Below are 21,633 nucleotides of genomic sequence, written 5' to 3'. Positions count from 1 at the left end.
TTAAGAGCTATCTTTTTAAAAGTATAATAATTGATAACTTTAAAGAAAAAGGTAGAAGTATTTTGATTTAGTTATACTTCTATCTTCAACTTTAAAGATTTTATGTACCAATCTGCTTTTATACAGCTCTATCAAGTTTTACATGTAAACAACGCTCCCTAAGCTGATCAATAATTTATCCATTACCTGATTACGTATTACAAACAGTGCTTTATCACTATAACCGATCTCTAGTGCACTTTTTTCGATGGTCCAATTTTTGAAATAACGGTATTGAACAAATCTGTACTCTAGTTCTGTTAATTCTGATAATGAAATATCGATTGAATCTTTTAGAAGTTTGATATGTTGCAACTCACTGGCGAGTTTATCCACCGATTCCTGAAACTCACAGTCATCATCGATGCTTTCTTTAAAGATTTCCATATTATCATTTGTAGCTATGAATTCAAGCTGTTTACTTAGATTAAGGATGGCAACTTTGTAATTATTGTAGTTCTTTAAGTGCTTCTCAATATTTTTCACTAGTTTTTTTCTTTTAGGTTTACTAATTTCTTGAAGTGTATACATATGCAATCACCTTTCTTTTCCTAGAAAAAATCGAACATGTGTTCCATATTTTAATTAATTGTCCCCAAAAACATTCGATATAAAAAACAAGGAATTTTTGTTAAAAGAAACCTACTTTCATCCTTTCATTTGTTTTTAGATTTATCCCTATATACCTATTTTAATTGTAAAAAATTCTTTCATCTCTAATATTTGTAACCTTATTCTGGCTGAAAACTCTAAAAATAATCCAAAAGTTTATTTTTTTATAAATAAAAGACCTAAAGGGTATAGACATAGCCTTAAAGGCTTGTTTGATACATAATCTATTCCATTAGGACTTTTTATAGATAGTGCGTCTCAAAGCCTACGTCACTCTCTATGAAAACTAAAACTCGGTTACCCGGACTTTCGACAAACCTTTGAAGAGGAAAAACAGTAATCAAACATCGGAACTTTTCCAGTTCCTCTCTTTCTATGTGGTAGAATCATGAATATATGCTTTTTCTAGAAGTCAATTGCCCGAATTGATTAAAATTGCTGACACAAGTGATCTCATGGACTATTGATAAGGTGACAAAATTTATCCCTGTCAGCACAGGTAAGGCTAGGTATTAGAACCACGGGCGCTTAATGACATTATGTCTACAACGCGGCAGTGATTTTATATAAAAAGGGCAGAGGGCCCAATTGACCTGCTGATTTTCTAAAGGATTTAATCGGATTGCCAATGGCTGGTGTTAGCGGTAAATGTGGTGAACAACTAATATAATGCCCTACGTGGCATAATACGTTCACAACAAGTTTGAATCATTCATCATATAAACCTTCTTGAAAATTTGTGTCGATATACTTCTTTACCAGATGTTTAATTTTAAAATACTAAGTTATAACGAACGTAGGTGAAATCAGAGTATATTTTTGACCTCCTGTTTTCTTCTACCCGCTGACAGAATTCGTTCACATAGAAAGTCAGCATAGATTTTAAAGCCCTGTTGAGTTGGAAAAATCCAGATGCCCGCTTATTAGCACAATATGTATACGTTTACATTAGTTGAGATGGGCACCACAAATCCTATTCATGACTGATGGAAAAGAAAGCAGACCAATAACGGTCTGCTTTCTCTATTCCTAAACAGCAACATCATACAAGAAATCCCCCTAAATAATGCTACACTTAATCCAAGACCACCACACCGACAGGAGGCATCCCATGCAAAATGAAACCCGCACACTGCAGCTTGACCCACACCTTCATATAGAAGCCTACCGCTTCAAGGGAATTATGCAAAAGTTCCCGAACCACTTTCACGATTATTATGTGATTGGATTTATTGAAAAAGGGCAACGGTATCTGGCCTGTCAGGATCAAGAATATATCATCAATCCAGGTGATCTTCTCCTCTTTAACCCCCGTGACACGCATAGCTGTGAACAGATTGACGGCCGGACGCTTGATTATCGGTGTATCAATGTCATGCCGGATATCATGGAGAAGGCGGTGAAAGAGATTACTGGCGCCGGGCACCTCCCTTATTTCTCCCAGCATGTGTTATTCCGCCATGAGCTGACAGCAAGCCTGCAGGAATTGCATATTTTGATATCCGAGGAAAAACAAGCTTTGCGTAAGGAGGAGCTGTTTCTTCATCTATTAGAGGAGCTGATCCGCCATTATTCAGATGTCACGTTCCTTAGCAGCGTTCCAGAACCATCAGACGAAGTCAAAATGGTTTGTGAATTTTTAGAAGAGCATTATGCCGAAAATGTCACACTCAATGATTTGAGTGAATTAACAGGCTGGAGCAAGTATCATTTATTGCGTTCATTTACAAAACAAAAAGGCATTACCCCTAATAGCTACATGGAAACAATCAGGATTAATCAAGCCAAAAAACTCCTTGAACAAGGAGTAAGACCGATTGATGCGGCATTTCAGACAGGATTCAGCGATCAGAGCCATATGACGAAGTTTTTTAAACGGCAGGTGGGGCTGACGCCGAAGCAATACATGAAGATTTTTGAAAAGGAGCTTCACAGATGAACATACAAAGAGAAACTTCGGGGCATATCGCAGCCATTGTGACCATTCTGATTTGGGGGACGACCTTTATTTCGACAAAAGTTCTGCTGGCTGACTTCTCTCCAATGGAAATATTATTTTATCGGTTTTTGATGGGCTTTATCGCTCTTATCCTCGTCCGTCCCAACATGATTCCGTTCAGAAATTGGCGGCAGGAGCTGTTGTTTGCCGGAGCTGGTTTATTTGGCGTAACCTTATACTTTCTATTAGAAAATATAGCTCTCACCTATACATACGCCTCCAATGTCGGCATGATCGTGTCCATTATACCGATGATCACTGCGGTTTTGGCCCATTTTCTGCTTGAAGGCGAAAAACTGCGGCTGACTTTTTTCATTGGATTTGGCTCGGCACTGATCGGGCTTTTATTGATTACGTTCAACGGCAATATCGTACTGCGTCTAAATCCGCTCGGAGACATCATGGCTGCCGGGGCTGCTCTCGTGTTTGGCGGATACTCGATATTCATGAAAAAATTAAGCGCTTACGAACACCACATCATCGAGCTGACACAGAGAGTATTTTTGTATGGCCTATTATTTATGGTTCCCGCTTTATTTTTGTTCGACTTCCATTTTGACCTAAGCCGATTTTCATCTGCTTCAAATATACTCAACATGCTTTTCTTAGGGATTGGCGCTTCGGCCCTGTGCTTCGCCACTTGGAATTATTCAGTTGGCGTGCTCGGAGCCGTCAAATCCAGTGCGTATATATACATGGTCCCGGTTATCACAATCGCCGCCTCCGTCCTGGTCCTGCATGAAAACATGACATGGATCGCTCTTCTAGGAGGCGCCCTTACGCTTTTAGGCCTCTACATTTCGGAGATGAAACCGAAAGCGAAGCTGTTGGAGAATGGATGTAAAATGGATGCTTAATGTCTAAATTACAGTTTATGGGTAGACGACAGACATCTCACGCTGCGTTACAAATCAACTATTGTGAAAATATGTTAAATAATCTCAACTTCCCAATAGATGTTTGAGGTTTTACGCTTATAATCGTTCAGAACGCTTCAAACAAAAATCCGAAAACGCCCGCATAGTCGGTATGATCGACTTCGTATTAGAACAAAAATACAAAAAAAGCATCTCTGAATAATCTCGAAATCAGAGATGCTTTCCCTTTGTCCTCATCACTTGTCTACCACAGCCGCACTGTCACGCGTAACCGCAGCTGGCTCCCTCAGCATCACATTCATTACGCTCGCAAGCACGAGCATTCCAATCGACAAATAAAAAGCCAGTGTATACTCACCCGTTACCGTGTAGATGACGCCGGGCACATACGCACCTAGTGCCGATCCGATCTGATGGGCGAGTGACAGCCAGCCAATCATGAGGCCGATCGAGTAGTTTTGAAAGTACTGGGTGGCGAGCATTTGAGTCGGTGCTACCGTTGCAAAGTCCACTAATCCAAACAGAATCGCAAAGGCTAAAAGCAAGTAAGGCTCGTGGCTGTAAATAAGAATCACGATCGACAGCGCCCGCACCGCATATAAAATGCACAGGATTTTCCGGCTGCTCCACCGGTCCGCTACAATTCCGGACAGCAAGATCCCAGCAATATTAAAGCCTGCTAGCAGACTGACAGCAGCACTCGTGACTGTCGTTGAAAAGCCATGATCATGAGAAAACGGAATCAAATGGGTATCCATCAGCCCCACGGTCGTAAATCCACAGATCAAAAACGGAAAAATCAAGAACCAGAATTGCCTCATACGAAACATCCCGGCCACTGAAAGAGCTGTTGTTTTGGGTGCTGTTTCTTTTTCTGATGCAGCCAGTCCGCCTATCGGCTCTGTATTCTTTTCTGAAGGATTGTTCCGCAGCATCAGCAGCGCAGCCGGAAAGACAATCAAGATTAACAGCAGTCCCAACACCACAACCGTCAGCTTCCAGCTAAACCAATGGATCAACATGAGTGAGCCGGGAACGAGAAGCATTTGTCCCGCGCCAAAGCCTGCTTCCATGATCCCAAAGGCTAGTCCCCGCTTTTTGCTGAACCAATTGACGACCAATACACTTGCCGCCACATTCGATGCTCCGCCCACTCCAAGCGAGACACCCAGCCCGTAAAGCAAAAACAGCTGCCAAGGCGAAGTCACTAAGTATGTTAAGAAAATGCTGACTCCTGTCAGTAACGCACTCCATGCCAAAACAGCCCGAGCACCCCATTTGTCCACAAGCCGACCGATCACAGGCTGTGATATGCCATAAACAATAAAACTCACCGTCGAAATCAGCGAGATGGTGCTTCTATCCATTGAAAACTGCCGTTCCCACGGCTCCACAAACGCACCAAACGACAGCCGCACCCCCTGAACCGCCAATAAGATCAAGAAGGTGATGGAGACGATGATCCAAGCATAATGCAGTCTTTTCATGACAGCTCCAAATCCCACCGTTCTTCTGTCAGCTGCTGTCCCCATAATGGCGCTTCTTGTTTCACTTCACTTATCTTGAATCCAAATTTTTCATAAAGCGGACGAGCCTCAGCCATGGTACTCACCGTCCAAAGGAAAATGCGGTCAAACTTCATGTCTTGGCAGTATGCAACCAGATGCTCCAGCAATTGCGTGCCGAGCCCTCTGCCTCGAAAAGCGGCATCAACCAGAAACCATCTAAGCTGCACTGTCTTTTCATCATGTTTGACCAGCCCAACACATCCGGCAAATTTCCCGACGCTTTCAGCAATCCATATGTTTTCGATTTCCGCATCAAATGTCTCATGAAGATAAGCTAAAAACGTGTCGTCCCAGCCATGAGCCTCAGCATAAAATTGTCTTTGTTTCTCAATAAGGAGTTGAAGATCCTCCGAAAGAAAATAATCTCTAATCGATATCTCTGATGTTCTGGCAGAAAGCGACTGTGAAAGGATCGCTTCAATCTCTGCCATCGCCTCGGCAAGCCTGTGCTGCTCCTTTTGGTTGATTTCATTCAGCATCAGTTCTACTTGTTCGTTGGCTTTCTCCTCCAGCTTTTTATAAATCGTTTTTCCTGTTTCTGTGACAAAAATATAATGGTGGCGGGCGTCATCTTTGCTTCTCTGTTTATAGATCAAATCTTCTTTTTCAAACTGCTTCACAATCCTGCTGACATATCCTCGGTCAAGCCCCAGCTTATCCTGAAGAGCTTTTGCCGTACAATTAGGCGTATTATAAATCTCAAATAAAATCCGTGTTTCTGTTAAGGAAAACGGGCTGTCGTAAATATGCTCATTAAGGAAACCAAGGACGTTTGTATAAAATCGATTGAACTTTCTGAATTTTAACCCGACAGATGATTCTCTTGTTTTCAAATCAATCCCCACTTTCTAATATTGTTGACTAAGGCAATTATAATCACATATAGTTGCTTTAGTCAACGATATGTTAGAAAGTGAGGTCTTTTTAATTTCCTGATTCCTTCCTTTTCCTTACCACAATCAATGTGATATAGGATAAAGCCAGAGAAACCAAGCTATAGACAACAGCCCATCCCAAAAATGATTCATTAAAAATGGTAAAGGTGAGCACAAGAGAAATCACCAAACTAAGCATTGGCATCAGATACGGGTTTTTACAAATACAGGTCCCGACAATCGATAGCAGCATAATTCCTAACGGTAAAATAAAGAATGCGATATCTAATTCATCCACCTTTAAACAGCCTCCCTCCAGATTTTTATGTTACTAGTAAAAAAACATAACTGCATTTAGTAAAAGGATAATATTCACTTCCCTAAGGCCCAATTTGAAAATTACCCGTTTACATTCGCTCCGGACTATGATAATTTAAGAAAGCGCTATCATGATAAGTTAATAGCTTGGATGGAGATGAGGAGAGCCAGGAATCCAACCCCTTTTGACAAGGGGTGTTTTCTGGCTCTTTTTGTTTTTCGGGAAAGGAGGCACGCCACACATCCAGCACAAACAGCAAAGGGGGATAATTTTAATGCTTAATATATTTAAACCGGCTCCTCATATTGAGAGACTGGATGATTCAAAGATGGATGCGGCATACAAACGGCTCAGACTGCAAGTATTCATTGGTATTTTCATTGGCTACGCAGGCTACTACCTGCTACGGAAAAACTTTGCCTTTGCCATTCCTTATCTGCAGGAACAGGGATTTTCGAAAACAGAACTGGGTTTGGTGCTGGCCGCTGTGTCCATTGCGTACGGCTTCAGCAAATTCATCATGGGAATGGTGTCTGACCGCTGTAATCCGAGATATTTTCTGGCGACAGGCCTATTTTTATCAGCAATCGTTAATATTCTATTCGTTTCAATGCCTTGGGTGACTTCGAGCGTCACCATCATGTTTATTTTTATGTTTATCAACGGATGGTTTCAAGGAATGGGCTGGCCGCCATGCGGCAGGACGATGGCCCATTGGTTCTCCATAAGTGAACGCGGCACAAAAATGTCGATCTGGAATGTCGCCCATAACATAGGGGGCGGTATTCTTGCTCCGCTTGTCACTCTTGGGATCGCGATGTTCGTCACTTGGAAAAGCGTGTTTTTCTTCCCTGCCATCATCGCCATTATCATTTCATTTTTAATTGTTTTATTGGTTCGTGATACACCTCAATCCTGCGGACTCCCGCCAATTGAAGAGTATCGGAATGACTATCCAAAACACGCTTTTAAAAATCAGGAAAAAGAATTAACAACAAAAGAAATTCTTTTTCAATATGTGCTGAACAACAAATTTCTTTGGTACATCGCTTTTGCCAATGTATTTGTTTATTTCGTGCGATACGGCGTGGTTGACTGGGCGCCTACTTACTTAACAGAAGCCAAAGGCTTTTCTCCTGAAGACTCACGCTGGTCGTATTTTCTTTACGAATACGCAGGCATACCGGGAACGATCTTGTGCGGCTGGATCAGTGACCGATTCTTCAAAAGCCGCCGGGCACCGGCAGGCGTTTTGTTTATGGCGGGTGTTTTCATTGCCGTATTGGTGTACTGGCTGAATCCGGCCGGCAATCCGCTCGTAGACAATATCGCCCTGATCAGCATTGGCTTCTTAATCTACGGACCTGTTATGCTGATCGGCCTGCAAGCGATCGATCTAGCACCGAAAAAAGCAGCCGGAACTGCAGCCGGTTTGACCGGATTTTTCGGATACATCGGCGGATCCGCCTTCGCAAACGCCATTATGGGCTTTGTCGTTGACCGCTTTAATTGGAACGGCGGCTTTATCATGCTGATCTCATCCTGCATTCTTGCTATCGTCTTCTTGGCTTTGACGTGGAATACAGGAAAACGGGCAGAGCATGTTTAAGAAAGACACATAAAAGATTAATAGTTTTCCAACACGCCGTTTACATCCGTTTTTTATTATGAAAGACAGGTAGTGCTTATCTATAAGGAGGAGAAATCATGAGAAAAAATAGAATACTGGCCTTGTTTGTTCTGTCGCTGGGCTTACTCTCATTTATGGTAACGCCAGTGTCGGCAGCGTCAAAAGGAAACCTGCTGTCACCTGACCGTATCCTGACCGTCGCGCACAGAGGGGCTTCTGGATATGTGCCTGAGCACACGATTCTGTCTTACGAAACCGCTCAGAAAATGAAAGCTGATTTTATTGAATTGGATCTACAAATGACAAAAGACGGAAAATTGATTGTCATGCATGACGAAAAACTGGACCGCACCACAAACGGAATGGGTTGGGTGAAAGACCATACGCTCGCAGACATTAAGAAGCTTGACGCCGGTTCTTGGTTTAATGAAGCCTATCCGGAAAAAGCAAAGCCGCAGTACGTCGGCCTTAGAGTTCCTACATTAGAAGAGGTATTAGACCGTTTCGGAAAGCACGCGAACTACTACATTGAAACAAAATCGCCTGACACCTACCCAGGTATGGAAGAAAAACTGATCGCTTCTTTGCAGAAACATAAATTACTGGGAAAGCATTCTAAGCCAGGCCAGGTGATCATTCAATCGTTCAGCAAAGAAAGCCTGGTAAAAGTCCATCAATTACAGCCAAACCTGCCGACCGTTCAATTGCTGGAAGCCAAACAAATGGCGTCAATGACAGATGCTGCCCTGGAAGAAATCAAAACATACGCTGTCGGTGCGGGCCCGGATTATAAAGCTTTAAATCAAGAAAACGTCCGTATGATCCGCAGCCACGGCCTCCTGCTTCATCCTTACACAGTCAATAATGAAGCTGATATGCATCGCCTGCTTGATTGGGGCGTAACAGGAGTGTTCACCAACTATCCTGATCTTTTCCACAAAGTAAAAAAGGGTTATTAAAAGCAAAAAACCTTGCGACAACTATCGCAAGGTTTTCTTCTATATTTTATTCTTTTCCGGCAGCAGCTTCTGACTGTCCATTAAGCAGCTGAGAATTTATCTCTTTCGCATCCTTTAAGTATTCTGTCTGGTAGCCGCTCTTCAGCGCCCACACATAGAATACAAGTGATACCATCGCAATCAGAACCATATCCCAGCCATAATGAATGACATTCAGGCCGCCGAATTTATCACTGCCCAAATAAGAAATGACCATCATGGCCAGCAGATAAAACACCATCCAGACGCCGGCTTTAAAGTTCCGGCCAAACCCTTTCCATTTCGCCTTCGCCTGATAATAGAAATAAATCGGAAGACCGATCAGGATAATAAACAGGACCTGCCCTGTTAACGGCCAGCGCGCCCAATACAGCACCAGTGACGCAAAGATAAATCCAAGCGGCGCAATCACGTTTAAACCTTTTAAACGAAGAGGCCTGTACAGGTCTTTCCCCGTCCGTCTCAATGTCATGACTGTGATCGGGCCGGTGATATAAGAAATTAACGTAGCAACGGAAATAATTTCCGCTAATACGCCCCACCCTCTGAACAGGAACAAAAAGATGAACGAAACAATCAAGTTAAAGAACATTGCTTGTCGCGGAACGCCGTAAATCGGATGAAGCTTCCCGAATATACTCGGCATGTATTTGTTTTTTTCCATTCCGTAAATCATTCGGGACGTTGTCGCCGTATACGTAATCCCCGTTCCAGACGGTGATACAAATGCATCTGCATATAACACAATAACTAGCCAGTTAATATTCAGCGCAATCGCCAGATCAGCAAAAGGAGAATTAAAATTCAGATGGCTCCAGCCGTGAGCAATATCAGAAGGATTCACAGCTCCAATGAAGGCGATCTGCAGCAGGACATAAATCACTGTCGCAACGAAAAGAGAGCCAACAACCGCAATCGGGATTGATTTCCCCGGATTTTTTGCTTCACCCGCCATATTAATCGGGCTTTGGAAACCATTAAACGCAAAAACGATACCTGAAGTGGCAACCGCCGTCAGCACACTTGCCCAGCCATTCGGCGCAATGCTTTGACCGCCAGTAAAGTTTTCTCCGTGGAATCCGACAAACAGCAAAGCTCCAATCGTAAGACCCGGAATAATAATTTTAAAAATCGTAATTAATGAATTCGCTTTCGAAAATAGATTGACTGTCCAGTAGTTCAGCAGAAAATAAATGAGAAGCAATACAGAGGCAAATGCTAGTCCTTCCCCAGTCAGCGTTCCATTCTTCACCAAACCGCTTGTCCATTTCGCCCATTCCCAAGGCCAAGAACTCATATATTGAACGGAGGCCACCGCTTCAACCGGAATGACGGACACAATCGCAATCCAGTTGGCCCAGCCCGCAATAAAACCGATAAACGAACCATGTGAATATTGCGTATATTTTACCATTCCCCCCGCTTCAGGGAACATAGAACCTAGTTCACTATAAGAAAGAGCAATAAATAAAATGACGACCATTCCAATAACCCATGAAATAATAGCAGCTGGTCCTGCTATTTGAGCCGCACGCCAAGCCCCGAACAGCCAGCCTGAACCGATCATCGACCCGAGCCCGACCATCATGAGGGAAAACGTTCCCATTCTTCGATGCAATTGATTCATATCGTAAACACCTTTCATGTATGATGACATTCTCTTGCTAATTATATTATTATTCTGATTACTTTACTTTGTCAATATTTATCGAATTTTGACTGAAACGATAATAAGTCAATGTATATTACCTTCCAATACAGGAATGAAGTCACTAGTTTCTTTCTAAATGGAATTTACTATAAATTTCAATGATAAAAACACAATAGGTTTAGCTATTTCCAAAACGGGAATGATACAGGAAACACTATTCTTAAAATAGAAAGGAGTATCACCATGAAACAAAAGCTGTTACTTTCAGGTCTCGCTGTTTCAACTGTCGGCATCACTTCTTATCTATTAAAAGACCCGTCAAATCGCCAAAAGGCAAGAGAATTCATTCACAGCATGAAGATGAAAATAACAAAACAGCCCGATATGGAAACGTTCCCAGTTGATAAAGCCGGCCACCCGGACCCGCAAGATATCGAGGATAACAAAATGGTATCAGAAGGCTCCATGTATCCCGTCCAATACTACGATGAAAAAAAGAAGTAATCAAAAAGCTCTCTTCGATAAAGGAAGAGAGCTTTTTGATTTACCTTTTTCGTCTGATTCCGCTCATTACGAAGCCGCTTTCAGGCAATGACGGCATTCTGGCGAGACTGTAATGCAGTGATTGTTCCGGAACATCGTATTCAATCTGATGGACGAGGAAATCCAGGCTCGCTTTCATGACTTCAATTGTAATGCCTTCCCCTGGACAGCGGTGGCCTTTTTCGGCGTGCCCCCCGCCTTGAGGAATCATATCAAACGGATTTTCTTCCCGCTCCGCAAATCGTTCCGGCCGGAATTCATCGGGATGATCCCATAGACGAGGGTCGTGATTCGTTCCATATACATCAAGCAGCACCGATGTGCCCTTCTTAAACTCACAGTTATTCCATACAAAATCTTTTTTGACAAGCGCCCCTAAAAACGGGCCGAACGGATAATATCTGCGGACCTCCTGCACAAACATTTCTCTTTCCCGGCTGTTTCCAGACCGCAGCCATTCCTTATACTTCGGATGCTCATGAAGCGCCAAAGCTGAAAACACCAGAAAGTAAGAAATGGCGACAATAGGCCGCAATACATTAATCAGCTCAATGGCTGCCATGCGGGAATCCAACTGGCTTCCATCTTCTTGTGTGTGAAAAGCCATTTCATGCAGCGCTGTTCCGGGAGTCGTTTTCAGCAAGCCGGCACGAGCATCTTCAATCATGACTTCAATCCACTCTTCCGCACGCGGCCTTGCTCTTCTTCCTTTCCAATGCCGCGGTCCCACAGCACCGAACGCGTCGACCATGTCAATGAAGTCATCCGCTCTCTCTTTGACTTCCGTTTCCTTCAACGGAACACCTGCCCAATAGCACGCTACCCGGCACAGGATTTCTTTTGCTTCCTCAAATAACACAACCTCATCTGCCTTCTCCCATCTTGTGACTGCTGCTTTCCACTCCTCTGTCATCAACTCAGCCAAACGTTTTTGATGCGGCGGTGTCATCAATGACAGAAAAAGCATCTTCCGATGGATATGCGCGCTGCCATCCATTCCCTGAATCGCATTAACACCAAACAGCGATTTCTGCACCCGCTTAGGCAAAGCGTTCTGCCGCTGGAATCGATCCGTATCATAAAACACCTTCGCCGCCTCAGCGCCAGTCATGCAAATAAAGTTTTTTCCCAACAAACGGGCCTGAAACAGATCTGAATTGTAGCGCTCTGTTCTGTTTTTAATAAATAAATACCCTTCCTTCAGCAGTGTCAGACTGTTATCGAGACTTTTGTCATGTGGAATCTGCTCATTCATCCGCTTACCCTGCCTTCCTTTTTACCCTCTATTTTCACGTTATCTTCCGACTATAAACCCAGTAACAGTATTTGTTTGCAAAACCAAATTTAAGCGCTTTTTGATTATTTTTTAAAGGAAGAACAAACGAAAGAGAGAAAAGGTAGTTAATCAAAACAAAGGGGAGAACAAAATGAAAAAATGGATATATATTGTGCTTGTGCTGAGTATTGCAGGGATCGGCGGCTTCTCCGTCCACGCAGCATCATCTGCTCATGAAAAACACTTGAATGTCAGCAGAATGAATGTCGATGACGAATTCAAGGATACGGATGGAACCTTCATTCTTCACGATTTACAAAAGGATCAGACATTTGTCTATAACAGAAAACGGGCAAATCAAAGACAAACTCCGCAATCCACCTTTAAAGTCGTGAACGCTTTAATCGGCTTGCAGGTCAAAGCTGTAAGAGATGAATACGATGTAAAACGATGGGACGGGGTCAAGCGTGAATTCGAATCATGGAACCGCGACCATACGCTTGGCTCGGCCATGCGCGAATCCGCAATCTGGTATTATCAGGCATTAGCGAGAGATATCGGCGAGGAAAGAATGAAAACATGGCTTCATACACTATCTTACGGCAACGAGGATATCAGCGGGGGAATCGACCAGTTTTGGCTGCAAAGCTCGCTCACAATATCTCCGCTGGAACAAGAAACTTTTTTGGAGAAACTGGCTAACGAGGAGCTTCCATTTGACAAGCCGGTAATGAAAACCGTCAAGCGCATGATGATTCAAGAGGAAGGCGATCATTACACGCTCTACGGGAAAACCGGAACTCGCCTGACAGATATGGGATTAGGATGGTTTGTCGGATTCATCAAAACAGAGCATGGCTCTTATGTCTTTGTCACCAATGTCGATGATTCCGGCACAAAAGCCAAAAACATCACCGTGGATATCCTGAAAAAGTATGGGCTGATCACATCCTAAATAAAAGAGCCCTGCACGACAGGGCTCTAAATCTCATGCTCAAAACAATAATGATTCACAAGCTCTTCAATCAAATCATGATCGGGATATTCCCCGTTAAATTCAAATTCGATTTCTTCCACAAACTCTCCTTGGTGGTACACATGGATGGCTCCGTTTTGACGGACAACGCTAAACTCCGGCTGAAATGTATATCCGCTTCGTTCAATTGCTCCCATTTCTTACCCGCCTTTCTCAAAGCAGTAATTCATACACCTCGTTTAATTCCTTGGCCCGTTTTTGATCCTGTTCATTCTGGGCATACTTAATTTCTTTTTCTAATACATGGTTCAAAAAAGACATTTCATTATCATCTAAGTCTTTTACAAATTCCCCTTCATTTGCATAACGCTTCGCCAGCATCTTCTTGCAAATACGCTGGCAGACTTCATTTTCTAGATGATTCGAAAGTGATTCGCGCAAATAACCGAGTGTAACATCCATTTTATGAACACCTTTCCTTCTGCTATCTTTACCCTATAGCTTGCTAAAATAGGGAAAATCCATACGCGAAAAATAAAAAAAGAGACATCCGTGAATGTCTCTTTTTTATCGTTATTCAGCTGCTTGTTCGCTTTTTGTCAAATTGGCCTGCGTGCGTTTGCCAATCCCAAACACATAATAACTAATGACTACAAGCGCTAAGAAAATTACGCCTACAATCAGAGAGATACGAGTATCATCGTTAAACCACATGCCAACCAGAACCATCAGTAAGAAAGCAATCGTCAAATAGTTTGTAAAAGGAGCAAACGGCATTTTGAATGGATGTTTATCTAATGCAGCACCCTTCGCTTTTCTGAATCCGATATGGCTGATCAAAATGATAAACCAAGGAATCATCCCTGGGAGCACGCTTGCGCTGTATACATAGACAAAGATCTTCGGCGGCGCGATATAGTTCAGTACAACGCCGACAGCCAAACCGATCAGCACCGCAATTGTGCCATACAGCGGCACACCATTGCGTGAAATCTTCTTAAAGAATTTCGGTGCTTGTCCATTGACACCCAGTGTATACAGCATGCGGCCCGCGCTGAAAATACCGCTATTACAGCCGGACATTGCAGCAGTAATCACGACAAAGTTAATAATGCCGGCCGCTGCCGTAATTCCGATTTTCGAGAACGTAGAGACAAACGGACTTCCGAGTGAGTTGAGCTCATCCCAAGGATACACCGTCACGATCACAAAAATAGCGCCAATGTAGAAAATCAAAATACGCCAGATAATACTTTGAATCGCATTTCTTAGCGTGTTTTGCGGGTCCTTCGCTTCACCCGCTGTAATCCCGATCAGCTCAACTCCTTGATAGGCCGCAATGACAAGAGACAGTGCAAAGAAGAAACCCGAGAAACCTCCTGCAAAGAAGCCCCCGTGAGACCACAGGTTTGACAAACCGATCGCATCTCCGCCATTGCCAAAACCGAAGAAAATAATTCCGATTCCCGCAATAATCATCAAGATAATCGTCACGATTTTAATCATCGCAAACCAAAACTCAAATTCCCCAAACGACTTAACAGAAATTAAATTCGCCGCACCAAGAATCACCATTGCCACGATACCAGGTATCCAAGCAGGCAAATCCGGGAACCAATACTTCGTATAAGAACCGACAGCGATAATTTCTGACATGCCGACGATAATCCACTGGAACCAGTTGCTCCATGCTGTTATATAACCTGCCATCGGATGAATATATTGATGGCCGAACGTCGCAAAAGAACCTGTGCTCGGCTCGACATACAGCATTTCACCCATCGCACGCATAATAAAAAAGATAAAAATTCCGCATATTGCATAAGCCAGAAGGACAGATGGGCCAGTCCATGAAATCGTGCTGGCAGAACCCATAAACAAGCCAACACCGATTGTACCGCCCAAGGCGATCATCTGAATATGGCGCGCGCCCAGGCCCCTCTTTAATTCTTTATTTGCCACTCCTCTTCCTCCTCCTAACAAAATACTCATAAATGAGAAAACAGCAGACCTGCTTGCCTTCACATGAATCAGTGATAACAATCAGAAAATTCAAACTTAAAATTGTTATATAATCTCCTAAATTACTTATTTCATCATAATAAATTTCTCTGGGAAATACAATTGTTTTTTTCAGGTAAACACCTTTGTTCAGAGTTTTGAATCGTTCACTTCTTTTAAAATCTTTTATATAAAAATAATAAAATTATTTGAATATTGAAATTAATACACCCCTTAGATTCTCATAAAAAATAAGCTGTTCTATATGAACAGCTTACCTAATAATTCACACCCGTTTGACGCTTTAATGCTTCAAGCCACCCGGTATCTCCGGTCCCATAGCTCTTCCTTTGTCCCACATCTCTCAGAGATCCATTGCTGTAATCAATTGATAGGATGAATTCCGGAATGGCATTATACCCGGCTTCCGCGATTTTACTGAGCTCTGAACGATAGTAAGATATAGCATAAGAAGCCGTTTGTTTCTGCACTGGATCTTTTTCAAGTTCTTCTTTATAGACGTCTAATAAGTCACGTCCATCAGGCGTGACATACCGCCCATCAATCACTTCTAAATCCTTTAAATGGTAGCCTGTAACTTCGTACATCTCACGAGCAGCCTGATACTTTTGATAGGCCTCTTCGGAAAATTGTGCTGAATCACTGCTTTGGCTTTTCATGATGTGCAAAAATAGTTCTTTGCTGTTGTCTCCAGATTGCAGCACTTGCTCAATCTGCTTGATCAGATCCTGATCGTCTGTCCCGCTCACCCGCACCTGATAGTCAATCGGTGTGATTGTAAACGTCAGCTCTGTCCCCTCTGGAATATAAATATGGTTTCGATTCAACAGCACTTGCAGCTGCTGGTTAACCTGTCCCCGCTGATACACCTTTTCATTCTCAGCTTCCACTTCCCCATGAAATGTGACATTCCGAAACGCAGCATCCTGGAGGTTATAGTTTTGCGCCTTCCCTTTGAATAACCATTCTGTTTCATTATCGTAAGCGGCCTGTCTCTCTGCAGCTGACAGATCACTTCTGAAATAAGGAGACTTTGAATTTTGGTACTTATCCTTAATATAGCCTAATGGATCAGACTTTGTTTTATTAATCGCATTCATCCTGCTGTATTTTTCATCTAGTATTTTGATTCTGATATCACTCTCAGATTCATAGGGGTTTTGGGATTGAATCACTGTTTCTTCCCCTGTGTCTGTCACTGTTCGATCATTCGCTGATTGATACACTTTGCTGAACGCCCCGCTGTTTCCCGACACGCTGGTTTTAGAATAATTGAACTGATTGATTCCCCCAGTTGAAGATTGTGACTTAAGCCTGCTGTATGCCTTTTCCAGAACTGCCGCTGGATTTTCAGTCGCATTCTCCCGTTTGGCAGGCGCATTCTTGCTCAATATGTTCTGTGCCATCAGCTGAGTGCGGATAAATTGCCGATTCAGACGCATTGAATTCCCTCCCGAGTATTCTCTCTTATTCTTTTTTATCGGCAAAGATAATGTATATATTAACCTCAAAAAACATTTATTTACACCTAAATCGTTATTATGTATGATGGAAATAAAAGGAGGTTGTTTGCATGGTGAAAAAATGGCTTATTCCATTCGCTGTTATGCTGTCTGTCTTATTCACCTTTACGTATTCGGCATCAGCTGTCGGAGTCACTGCTATCACAGGAAACAATTCATTTGATACCGCAATGCCGATCGGTTATTGGAAATATAAAAATATCGATACAACAATACTGGAAGCTGGTCAAGATGAAGCCTATTTCACTTTTACGGCTAATAAGGGAGAAAAAGTATACGTGAGGAGTACATACCAGAGCGCGTATACAGGGATGAAAATTGAAATTTATGATAAGAATAGAATACCTGTTTCTCAAGGGACAGAAGTCATTAACCCTAATACGTTTTCTTCTTTTATTTATGCAAATGCAGACGCCCAAAACACGACGGATACCTTTTATGTGAAAGTGTCACGAGGCACCTATACCGGAAACATGTATTTTACACTTTCAATTGAAGACCGAATCAAATCAGGCAGCGGAACATTCCAATTCAGCGGCATTGCTGAAAATAAAGGAAATACAAGCCTTAGCCCCTCAGGTTCTGACTCCAGCGTGATCAAGGTTGATTTAACAAACCAATCTGGGATACCGCGTGATGCCATTGTAACCAGAGTTCAGACAACCGCCACTCAAACACCAAGCCAGGGAAATACACGCCACCTGATCATGACGAGCGAAAACAACGAATGGCGCCGTGCTCTTGTAAACAGCTCGACTTCAGGGTCTTATGATATCTCTTTGTCAGATCAACTCAGTGTGGCAAAGGTATGGAGTTTTAAATATAATACATTAGCGACAGCCAGATCGACGATGAGCAACGTAAAAGCAAAAATAGATTATGAATACGACGTGACAAAGCAGTTTTAACTTATACCGAGCCGGTTATCCGGCTCTTTTTTATTCTCAGTCTAGAAGGTAAACTATAGTCAGTACAACCAAGGGAAGTGCAGACATGGCATTAAAACTTCTAAAAAAACTGCTATTTGACCGCCCTCTAAAGAACGGCGTTATCTTAAATCATCAATACAAAATCGAAGAGTGCCTCGGTATGGGAGGCTACGGTTTGGTTTATTTGTGCACCGATATCCTAACTCAAACACCTTATGTCTTAAAACAGCTTCGGCCGACAAAAGCGAAAAAGGAAAAAGAGAAAGTCCGATTCCAACAGGAAATAAAACTGCTCAATAGCATTCACCACCCGCAAATTCCGGGCTTCATAGATGAGTTCATCATAGACGGACAGGCTTATTATGTCATGCAGTTCATTGAGGGAGAGAATATAGAAGAATTATTATTTTTTCGAAAACAGCCGTTCACAGAGCTTATGGCATTACAACTGATTTCGCAGCTGCTTGAGATTATAGAATACCTGCATGATCGCCTTATCTTCCACAGCGACATCAGAACGCCTAATATCATCATCAATGACGGCAGGCTCTGCCTCATCGATTTCGGCCTTGCCAAACAATTGACTCCTGAAGAAATGGAGGAAATAAAGGTACGAAAACAGGATGACTTCTTCGATCTCGGAGAAACGCTGTTATTCCTGCTGTACTCTCAATATAAAGGAAAAAAGAAGAAAAACGGCACTTGGCTGGAGGAATTAACACTGACAAAGGAAGTAACCCTGCTGCTGAAAAGATTATTGGGCATTGATGAGGAGTATCAGCACACCGCTTCCATTCGCGAGGATCTAAACCGGGCCATTCAATCGGTCACATAAAAAAACCCTTGTCCCAAAAGCGGAACAAGAACTTTTTTGGATTAACTGCTGCTGTAGCTCCGGCGTTTGTAACGATGACTGCCGCCATAACGGTCGTAGTGTCTTCTTTTGCCCGGGCTGCTGCTGTAGCTGCGATAATGTCTGCGCCGGCTGCTGCTGTAATGCCGGTGTCTGCGATATCGGTCACTAGAACTGCTTGAGAGGTACTTAATCGTTTTGATGATTTTTTTAAACATATGATGTTCACCCCATTTCTTTCTCCCTATTATATAAATTTTATAGGAGAAAGAAAAACATCAGCGGGGTCACTCTTTTGAAAACAAGAACCCCGTTCCGTTATCATTTGTATGCAGCTCATAAGTAATCGCAAGCAGCCTGCATGTATCCTCAATAATCTTTAACCCAAGTCCCTCACTGCTCTCATTCCGATCAAATCCAATACCGTCATCACGAATAAAAACATCGCCATGTTCAATCGTGACTTCCATCTTTTTAGCTTTTGAATGCCTTAACGTATTTTGAAAAATATTATCAAACAGCCTTTCCATCCATAACGCGTTGCTCATCCATATCACATCTTGATCTGCCGCCTTATAGTGCAGCTCAATCCCACTCATACTGTATAAATAATCCCACTTTTTCACCGCTGTTTCTAATAGCTCGTTTAGACGCACTTCTTCATTTACAATATAAGAGCTTTCCAGCGTCTCAGCGGAATATAGATTGAATTCATTGGTTAATTCCGAGATATATTCGATTTGCTGATACAATGATTCGAATACAGCCTGACCATGACATTGGTCTTCCAAATAAAATAAATGCAACCTGAGAGCCGTTAAAGGTGTATTAATGTCATGCCGCAGTTTTTGCAAAAGCTCCTTTTTGATTTCCTCTTGCTGTCTCAGCTCCAGTTCACGATATGTCGTCCGTTCAATTAACAAATTGACCGACTTGATCAGTTCCCCGATTTCATCAGCACGCTTCACTTCAATTTTATCGGGCACCCTTTGATCACTCGCCAAATGCCGAATGGTTTGATTTAATAGATTGATTTTATGCAACAGAGAATGAATCGACTTTGAAAATAAAAAAGCTAACAATAAGAGTGATATCAAAAATACAACTATCATTGCCGGGTACGCAAACGACCTGTGAAAGGGCATACCATGATTCATCGGTTTAAACATGCTGTCATAAATCACCGACATCAAAACACTTACCGCCAGCAATAGCATTGGAACACTAATGACGGCCGTAAACAATAACAACTGATATTTTGTCTTAAGCTTCATTTCTTCACAACGGTATTCAGCCGATACCCTTCTCCATATATATTTTCAATCATCTCACCCGCTTGATCATTGATTTTAGCTCTAATTTTTTTAATATGCACATTGACAATATTCGGGTTTCTATCTTCGAGTTGCCATAGATATTCAAAGAAATGTTCCTTTGTCAGGATACTGTCTCTATTTTCATATAAATAAAAGAAAATTTTCCGCTCAATCGCAGTAAATAATACCTCATCATGCAGGCTTTCATTGAACACTTTTTTCGTTACCGCATCAATATACAAATGTTTGATTTGCGTAAAGGTCCCATAATGATGCTCAAGCATATTCCGCATTCTTAATAGCAGCTCTCTCGGATCAAAGGGCTTTACCATATAATCCTCGCCGATCTGCAAACCTTGAAGCTTGCTGTCCATGTCATTGCGGGCTGAGAGAAAAATAACCGGAATGCCCAGCCCCAGCTTTTTGATTTTTGCAGACATTTGATACCCGTCTTCACCCGGCAGCATCACATCCATAATGACCAAATCCACCTTCTGAATCACCGAAAGCACATCCGCTCCATCTGTTTTCCATATCACACGATATCCCTCACGCTGCAAAATCTTTTGCAGCAAATCACCAATCATCACATCGTCCTCAACGATTAAAATACGATAACCCTTCATCCTAGCGAACCTTTCTCATAAACTCCATGGAAAGTTTATATATTTGATCAGGCTGATATAAATAAATACTGTGTGTTCCCCTCAGTTCCTTTATATCGGCAGTATTGAATTGAGCCGCAAACGCTTCATAGTCTTTTCGGTTTTGTATAGCATACTTTGAATGTCTATTTTGGTCAGAGACCGCATCTAAAATCAAGACGGGAGTTTCCTTTGGCGCCGGCAGATTCACAGATTTGCTGCCGTTTTGGTAAGACTGTAAAAGCTCATGCTCCATATCTGCATTAAAAAATTGCTTAAAGTTAATGGCTTTATAGATTTCTTTTTCTTCATCAGTTAAAAACGACTGCCGAATCACCTCAGGATTATATACAGCGGAAGGCATAAACCGATGAAAACCAATCGAGGTTAACAGGTGGAACCCTCTCACTTTCAATCTGTCAACTCCGCTCAATTTATACGTGACGTACTGCTGGGGCAATCCAATATCCATCGCAATAATGGCCTTGATTTCCTTAGGATATTTCTGTGCCCAATACATCGCTTCAATCCCGGATATCGAATGAGGCATTAAAATATAAGGAGGCTTATTTCCGCTTTTCATAAGCGCTTTCCTCGTCTGTTCCAATACTGTATCAATATCTCTGTCATCGTGAGACACTTCACTGTATCCATAACCTGCCCGATCTACAACAGCAATCTTATTTTCTTTTGAAAACTTGCTGTACAGCCCCTTCATTTCATAAGCAGGCGCAGCAATCCCCGAACCGGACATAAACACAAACGTATCCTTCCCGCTTCCCTCTTGATACACATTCATCTTTTTCCCGTCAACATCGACTACTGTGCCTTTACCTTTCAGCAGTGCCGCCTCCTTATTTAGCTGGAAATGGTGATAAATAAATACCGAGACGGATACAAGCAAAACCAAGGCAGCCAAGCTGACAAAAACAATTTTTAGGACTTTCCATAATGTTTTCATATGATGCTCCTTTCACTTGAT

General features: G+C 42.4%; 21 protein-coding genes and 1 pseudogene. 8 read left to right on the top strand and 14 right to left on the bottom strand.

The genetic code is table 11. The annotated features are described in order from the left end of the window. Positions 1-138: 138 nt before the first annotated feature. Positions 139-570 carry a transcriptional regulator gene (locus MKY50_RS01415; RefSeq protein WP_076458348.1) on the bottom strand — a complete coding sequence of 144 codons (432 nt, stop codon included), beginning with the start codon at positions 568-570 and terminating at the stop codon, positions 139-141. Between the two features lie 1,192 nt (positions 571-1,762). Between MKY50_RS01415 and MKY50_RS01410 the strand changes: the two genes are divergently transcribed. Together MKY50_RS01410 and MKY50_RS01405 are read left to right on the top strand one after the other, a co-directional pair. Further along, on the top strand, positions 1,763-2,590 hold the full coding sequence (locus MKY50_RS01410) for an AraC family ligand binding domain-containing protein (RefSeq protein ID WP_015382640.1): 828 nt from the start codon (positions 1,763-1,765) through the stop codon (positions 2,588-2,590). Continuing rightward, positions 2,587-3,507 (top strand): DMT family transporter, encoded by a 921-nt coding sequence (locus MKY50_RS01405; RefSeq protein WP_341116038.1) that lies wholly within the window; start codon positions 2,587-2,589, stop codon positions 3,505-3,507. The genes MKY50_RS01410 and MKY50_RS01405 overlap by 4 nt, the downstream gene beginning before the upstream one ends. 257 nt (positions 3,508-3,764) lie before the next feature. Here MKY50_RS01405 and MKY50_RS01400 read toward each other — a convergent pair whose 3' ends face one another. The 3 genes from MKY50_RS01400 to MKY50_RS01390 form a co-directional block, all read right to left on the bottom strand. Next, entirely contained in the window at positions 3,765-5,015 is a 1,251-nt protein-coding gene (locus tag MKY50_RS01400) for an MFS transporter (protein WP_041520540.1), read from the bottom strand. Further along, on the bottom strand, positions 5,012-5,929 hold the full coding sequence (locus MKY50_RS01395) for a bifunctional helix-turn-helix transcriptional regulator/GNAT family N-acetyltransferase (RefSeq protein ID WP_341116037.1): 918 nt from the start codon (positions 5,927-5,929) through the stop codon (positions 5,012-5,014). The genes MKY50_RS01400 and MKY50_RS01395 overlap by 4 nt, the downstream gene beginning before the upstream one ends. 91 nt (positions 5,930-6,020) lie before the next feature. After that, a complete protein-coding gene (locus tag MKY50_RS01390) occupies positions 6,021-6,269 on the bottom strand; it encodes a YbeF family protein (protein ID WP_015715167.1) in 249 nt (82 codons plus the stop codon). Positions 6,270-6,564: 295 nt separating this feature from the next. On the opposite strand from MKY50_RS01390, the gene glpT reads away from it, so the two are divergent. Then, positions 6,565-7,899 carry a glycerol-3-phosphate transporter gene (glpT, locus tag MKY50_RS01385; RefSeq protein WP_003246460.1) on the top strand — a complete coding sequence of 445 codons (1,335 nt, stop codon included), beginning with the start codon at positions 6,565-6,567 and terminating at the stop codon, positions 7,897-7,899. A gap of 98 nt (positions 7,900-7,997) precedes the next feature. Continuing rightward, complete coding sequence (locus MKY50_RS01380) at positions 7,998-8,879, top strand: glycerophosphodiester phosphodiesterase (protein ID WP_116316303.1); 882 nt, start codon at positions 7,998-8,000, stop codon at positions 8,877-8,879. Positions 8,880-8,925: 46 nt separating this feature from the next. Here the strand turns inward: MKY50_RS01380 and MKY50_RS01375 are convergent, their stop codons facing one another. Further along, complete coding sequence (locus tag MKY50_RS01375; protein WP_003246447.1) at positions 8,926-10,545, bottom strand: APC family permease; 1,620 nt, start codon at positions 10,543-10,545, stop codon at positions 8,926-8,928. 267 nt (positions 10,546-10,812) lie between these two features. Here MKY50_RS01375 and MKY50_RS01370 point away from each other — a divergent pair, with 267 nt between their 5' ends. After that, positions 10,813-11,073, top strand: a complete 261-nt coding sequence (locus MKY50_RS01370; RefSeq protein ID WP_003234883.1) for a hypothetical protein — start codon at positions 10,813-10,815, stop codon at positions 11,071-11,073. Between the two features lie 40 nt (positions 11,074-11,113). Here the strand turns inward: MKY50_RS01370 and cypC are convergent, their stop codons facing one another. Further along, positions 11,114-12,367: a fatty-acid peroxygenase gene (gene cypC / locus MKY50_RS01365; protein ID WP_131227056.1), complete on the bottom strand. Its 1,254-nt coding sequence runs from the start codon at positions 12,365-12,367 to the stop codon at positions 11,114-11,116. Between the two features lie 172 nt (positions 12,368-12,539). On the opposite strand from cypC, the gene blaOXA reads away from it, so the two are divergent. Beyond that, positions 12,540-13,343, top strand: a complete 804-nt coding sequence (gene blaOXA / locus MKY50_RS01360; RefSeq protein WP_128992345.1) for a class D beta-lactamase — start codon at positions 12,540-12,542, stop codon at positions 13,341-13,343. Between the two features lie 26 nt (positions 13,344-13,369). Here blaOXA and MKY50_RS01355 read toward each other — a convergent pair whose 3' ends face one another. The 4 genes from MKY50_RS01355 to MKY50_RS01340 all read right to left on the bottom strand — a co-directional run bounded on the left by MKY50_RS01355 (position 13,370) and on the right by MKY50_RS01340 (position 16,828). Continuing rightward, positions 13,370-13,561: a DUF5370 family protein gene (locus tag MKY50_RS01355; RefSeq protein WP_003234886.1), complete on the bottom strand. Its 192-nt coding sequence runs from the start codon at positions 13,559-13,561 to the stop codon at positions 13,370-13,372. Positions 13,562-13,577: 16 nt separating this feature from the next. Further along, the gene (gene csgA, locus MKY50_RS01350) at positions 13,578-13,826 is read right to left on the bottom strand and encodes a sigma-G-dependent sporulation-specific acid-soluble spore protein CsgA (protein ID WP_024571599.1); all 249 of its coding nucleotides are present in this window, start codon (positions 13,824-13,826) and stop codon (positions 13,578-13,580) included. A gap of 111 nt (positions 13,827-13,937) precedes the next feature. Beyond that, positions 13,938-15,326, bottom strand: coding sequence for an amino acid permease (locus MKY50_RS01345; protein WP_003246273.1), 1,389 nt, complete (start codon positions 15,324-15,326; stop codon positions 13,938-13,940). A gap of 317 nt (positions 15,327-15,643) precedes the next feature. Further along, positions 15,644-16,828: a DUF4885 domain-containing protein gene (locus MKY50_RS01340; protein ID WP_192858162.1), complete on the bottom strand. Its 1,185-nt coding sequence runs from the start codon at positions 16,826-16,828 to the stop codon at positions 15,644-15,646. Positions 16,829-16,959: 131 nt separating this feature from the next. Between MKY50_RS01340 and MKY50_RS01335 the strand changes: the two genes are divergently transcribed. Both MKY50_RS01335 and MKY50_RS01330 read left to right on the top strand, forming a co-directional pair. Then, positions 16,960-17,817, top strand: coding sequence for a hypothetical protein (locus MKY50_RS01335; protein ID WP_017694963.1), 858 nt, complete (start codon positions 16,960-16,962; stop codon positions 17,815-17,817). A gap of 85 nt (positions 17,818-17,902) precedes the next feature. Then, entirely contained in the window at positions 17,903-18,673 is a 771-nt protein-coding gene (locus tag MKY50_RS01330; RefSeq protein WP_042977360.1) for a serine/threonine protein kinase, read from the top strand. On the opposite strand, the pseudogene MKY50_RS01325 reads toward MKY50_RS01330, so the two are convergent. From MKY50_RS01325 to MKY50_RS01310, 4 genes and pseudogenes are all read right to left on the bottom strand, one after another. Beyond that, a pseudogene (locus tag MKY50_RS01325) lies at positions 18,658-18,920 on the bottom strand (hypothetical protein). The gene MKY50_RS01330 and the pseudogene MKY50_RS01325 overlap by 16 nt on opposite strands. Positions 18,921-18,978: 58 nt before the next feature. After that, entirely contained in the window at positions 18,979-19,965 is a 987-nt protein-coding gene (gene ybdK, locus MKY50_RS01320; protein WP_167407799.1) for a two-component system sensor histidine kinase YbdK, read from the bottom strand. Continuing rightward, positions 19,962-20,633: a two-component system response regulator YbdJ gene (gene ybdJ, locus MKY50_RS01315; RefSeq protein ID WP_003234895.1), complete on the bottom strand. Its 672-nt coding sequence runs from the start codon at positions 20,631-20,633 to the stop codon at positions 19,962-19,964. Before ybdJ ends, ybdK begins: the two co-directional genes overlap by 4 nt. Before the next feature lies 1 nt (position 20,634). After that, on the bottom strand, positions 20,635-21,612 hold the full coding sequence (locus MKY50_RS01310; RefSeq protein ID WP_015715154.1) for an alpha/beta hydrolase: 978 nt from the start codon (positions 21,610-21,612) through the stop codon (positions 20,635-20,637). Positions 21,613-21,633 lie beyond the last annotated feature (21 nt).

This window comes from Bacillus sp. FSL R7-0685 (assembly GCF_038002425.1).
GTDB classification, from domain to species: Bacteria; Bacillota; Bacilli; order Bacillales; family Bacillaceae; genus Bacillus; species Bacillus subtilis.
This window is presented reverse-complemented; position numbering and strand designations above follow the sequence as displayed.

Coding starts and splice junctions, on each gene's coding strand:
- cypC (WP_131227056.1), bottom strand. CDS start 12,367: ATGAATGAGCAGATTCCACATGACAAAAGTCTCGATAACAGTCTGACA.
- MKY50_RS01355 (WP_003234886.1), bottom strand. CDS start 13,561: ATGGGAGCAATTGAACGAAGCGGATATACATTTCAGCCGGAGTTTAGC.
- csgA (WP_024571599.1), bottom strand. CDS start 13,826: ATGGATGTTACACTCGGTTATTTGCGCGAATCACTTTCGAATCATCTA.
- blaOXA (WP_128992345.1), top strand. CDS start 12,540: ATGAAAAAATGGATATATATTGTGCTTGTGCTGAGTATTGCAGGGATC.
- MKY50_RS01375 (WP_003246447.1), bottom strand. CDS start 10,545: ATGAATCAATTGCATCGAAGAATGGGAACGTTTTCCCTCATGATGGTC.
- MKY50_RS01400 (WP_041520540.1), bottom strand. CDS start 5,015: ATGAAAAGACTGCATTATGCTTGGATCATCGTCTCCATCACCTTCTTG.
- glpT (WP_003246460.1), top strand. CDS start 6,565: ATGCTTAATATATTTAAACCGGCTCCTCATATTGAGAGACTGGATGAT.
- MKY50_RS01330 (WP_042977360.1), top strand. CDS start 17,903: ATGGCATTAAAACTTCTAAAAAAACTGCTATTTGACCGCCCTCTAAAG.
- MKY50_RS01410 (WP_015382640.1), top strand. CDS start 1,763: ATGCAAAATGAAACCCGCACACTGCAGCTTGACCCACACCTTCATATA.
- MKY50_RS01415 (WP_076458348.1), bottom strand. CDS start 570: ATGTATACACTTCAAGAAATTAGTAAACCTAAAAGAAAAAAACTAGTG.
- MKY50_RS01370 (WP_003234883.1), top strand. CDS start 10,813: ATGAAACAAAAGCTGTTACTTTCAGGTCTCGCTGTTTCAACTGTCGGC.
- ybdK (WP_167407799.1), bottom strand. CDS start 19,965: ATGAAGCTTAAGACAAAATATCAGTTGTTATTGTTTACGGCCGTCATT.
- MKY50_RS01340 (WP_192858162.1), bottom strand. CDS start 16,828: ATGCGTCTGAATCGGCAATTTATCCGCACTCAGCTGATGGCACAGAAC.
- MKY50_RS01335 (WP_017694963.1), top strand. CDS start 16,960: ATGGTGAAAAAATGGCTTATTCCATTCGCTGTTATGCTGTCTGTCTTA.
- MKY50_RS01380 (WP_116316303.1), top strand. CDS start 7,998: ATGAGAAAAAATAGAATACTGGCCTTGTTTGTTCTGTCGCTGGGCTTA.
- MKY50_RS01405 (WP_341116038.1), top strand. CDS start 2,587: ATGAACATACAAAGAGAAACTTCGGGGCATATCGCAGCCATTGTGACC.
- ybdJ (WP_003234895.1), bottom strand. CDS start 20,633: ATGAAGGGTTATCGTATTTTAATCGTTGAGGACGATGTGATGATTGGT.
- MKY50_RS01310 (WP_015715154.1), bottom strand. CDS start 21,612: ATGAAAACATTATGGAAAGTCCTAAAAATTGTTTTTGTCAGCTTGGCT.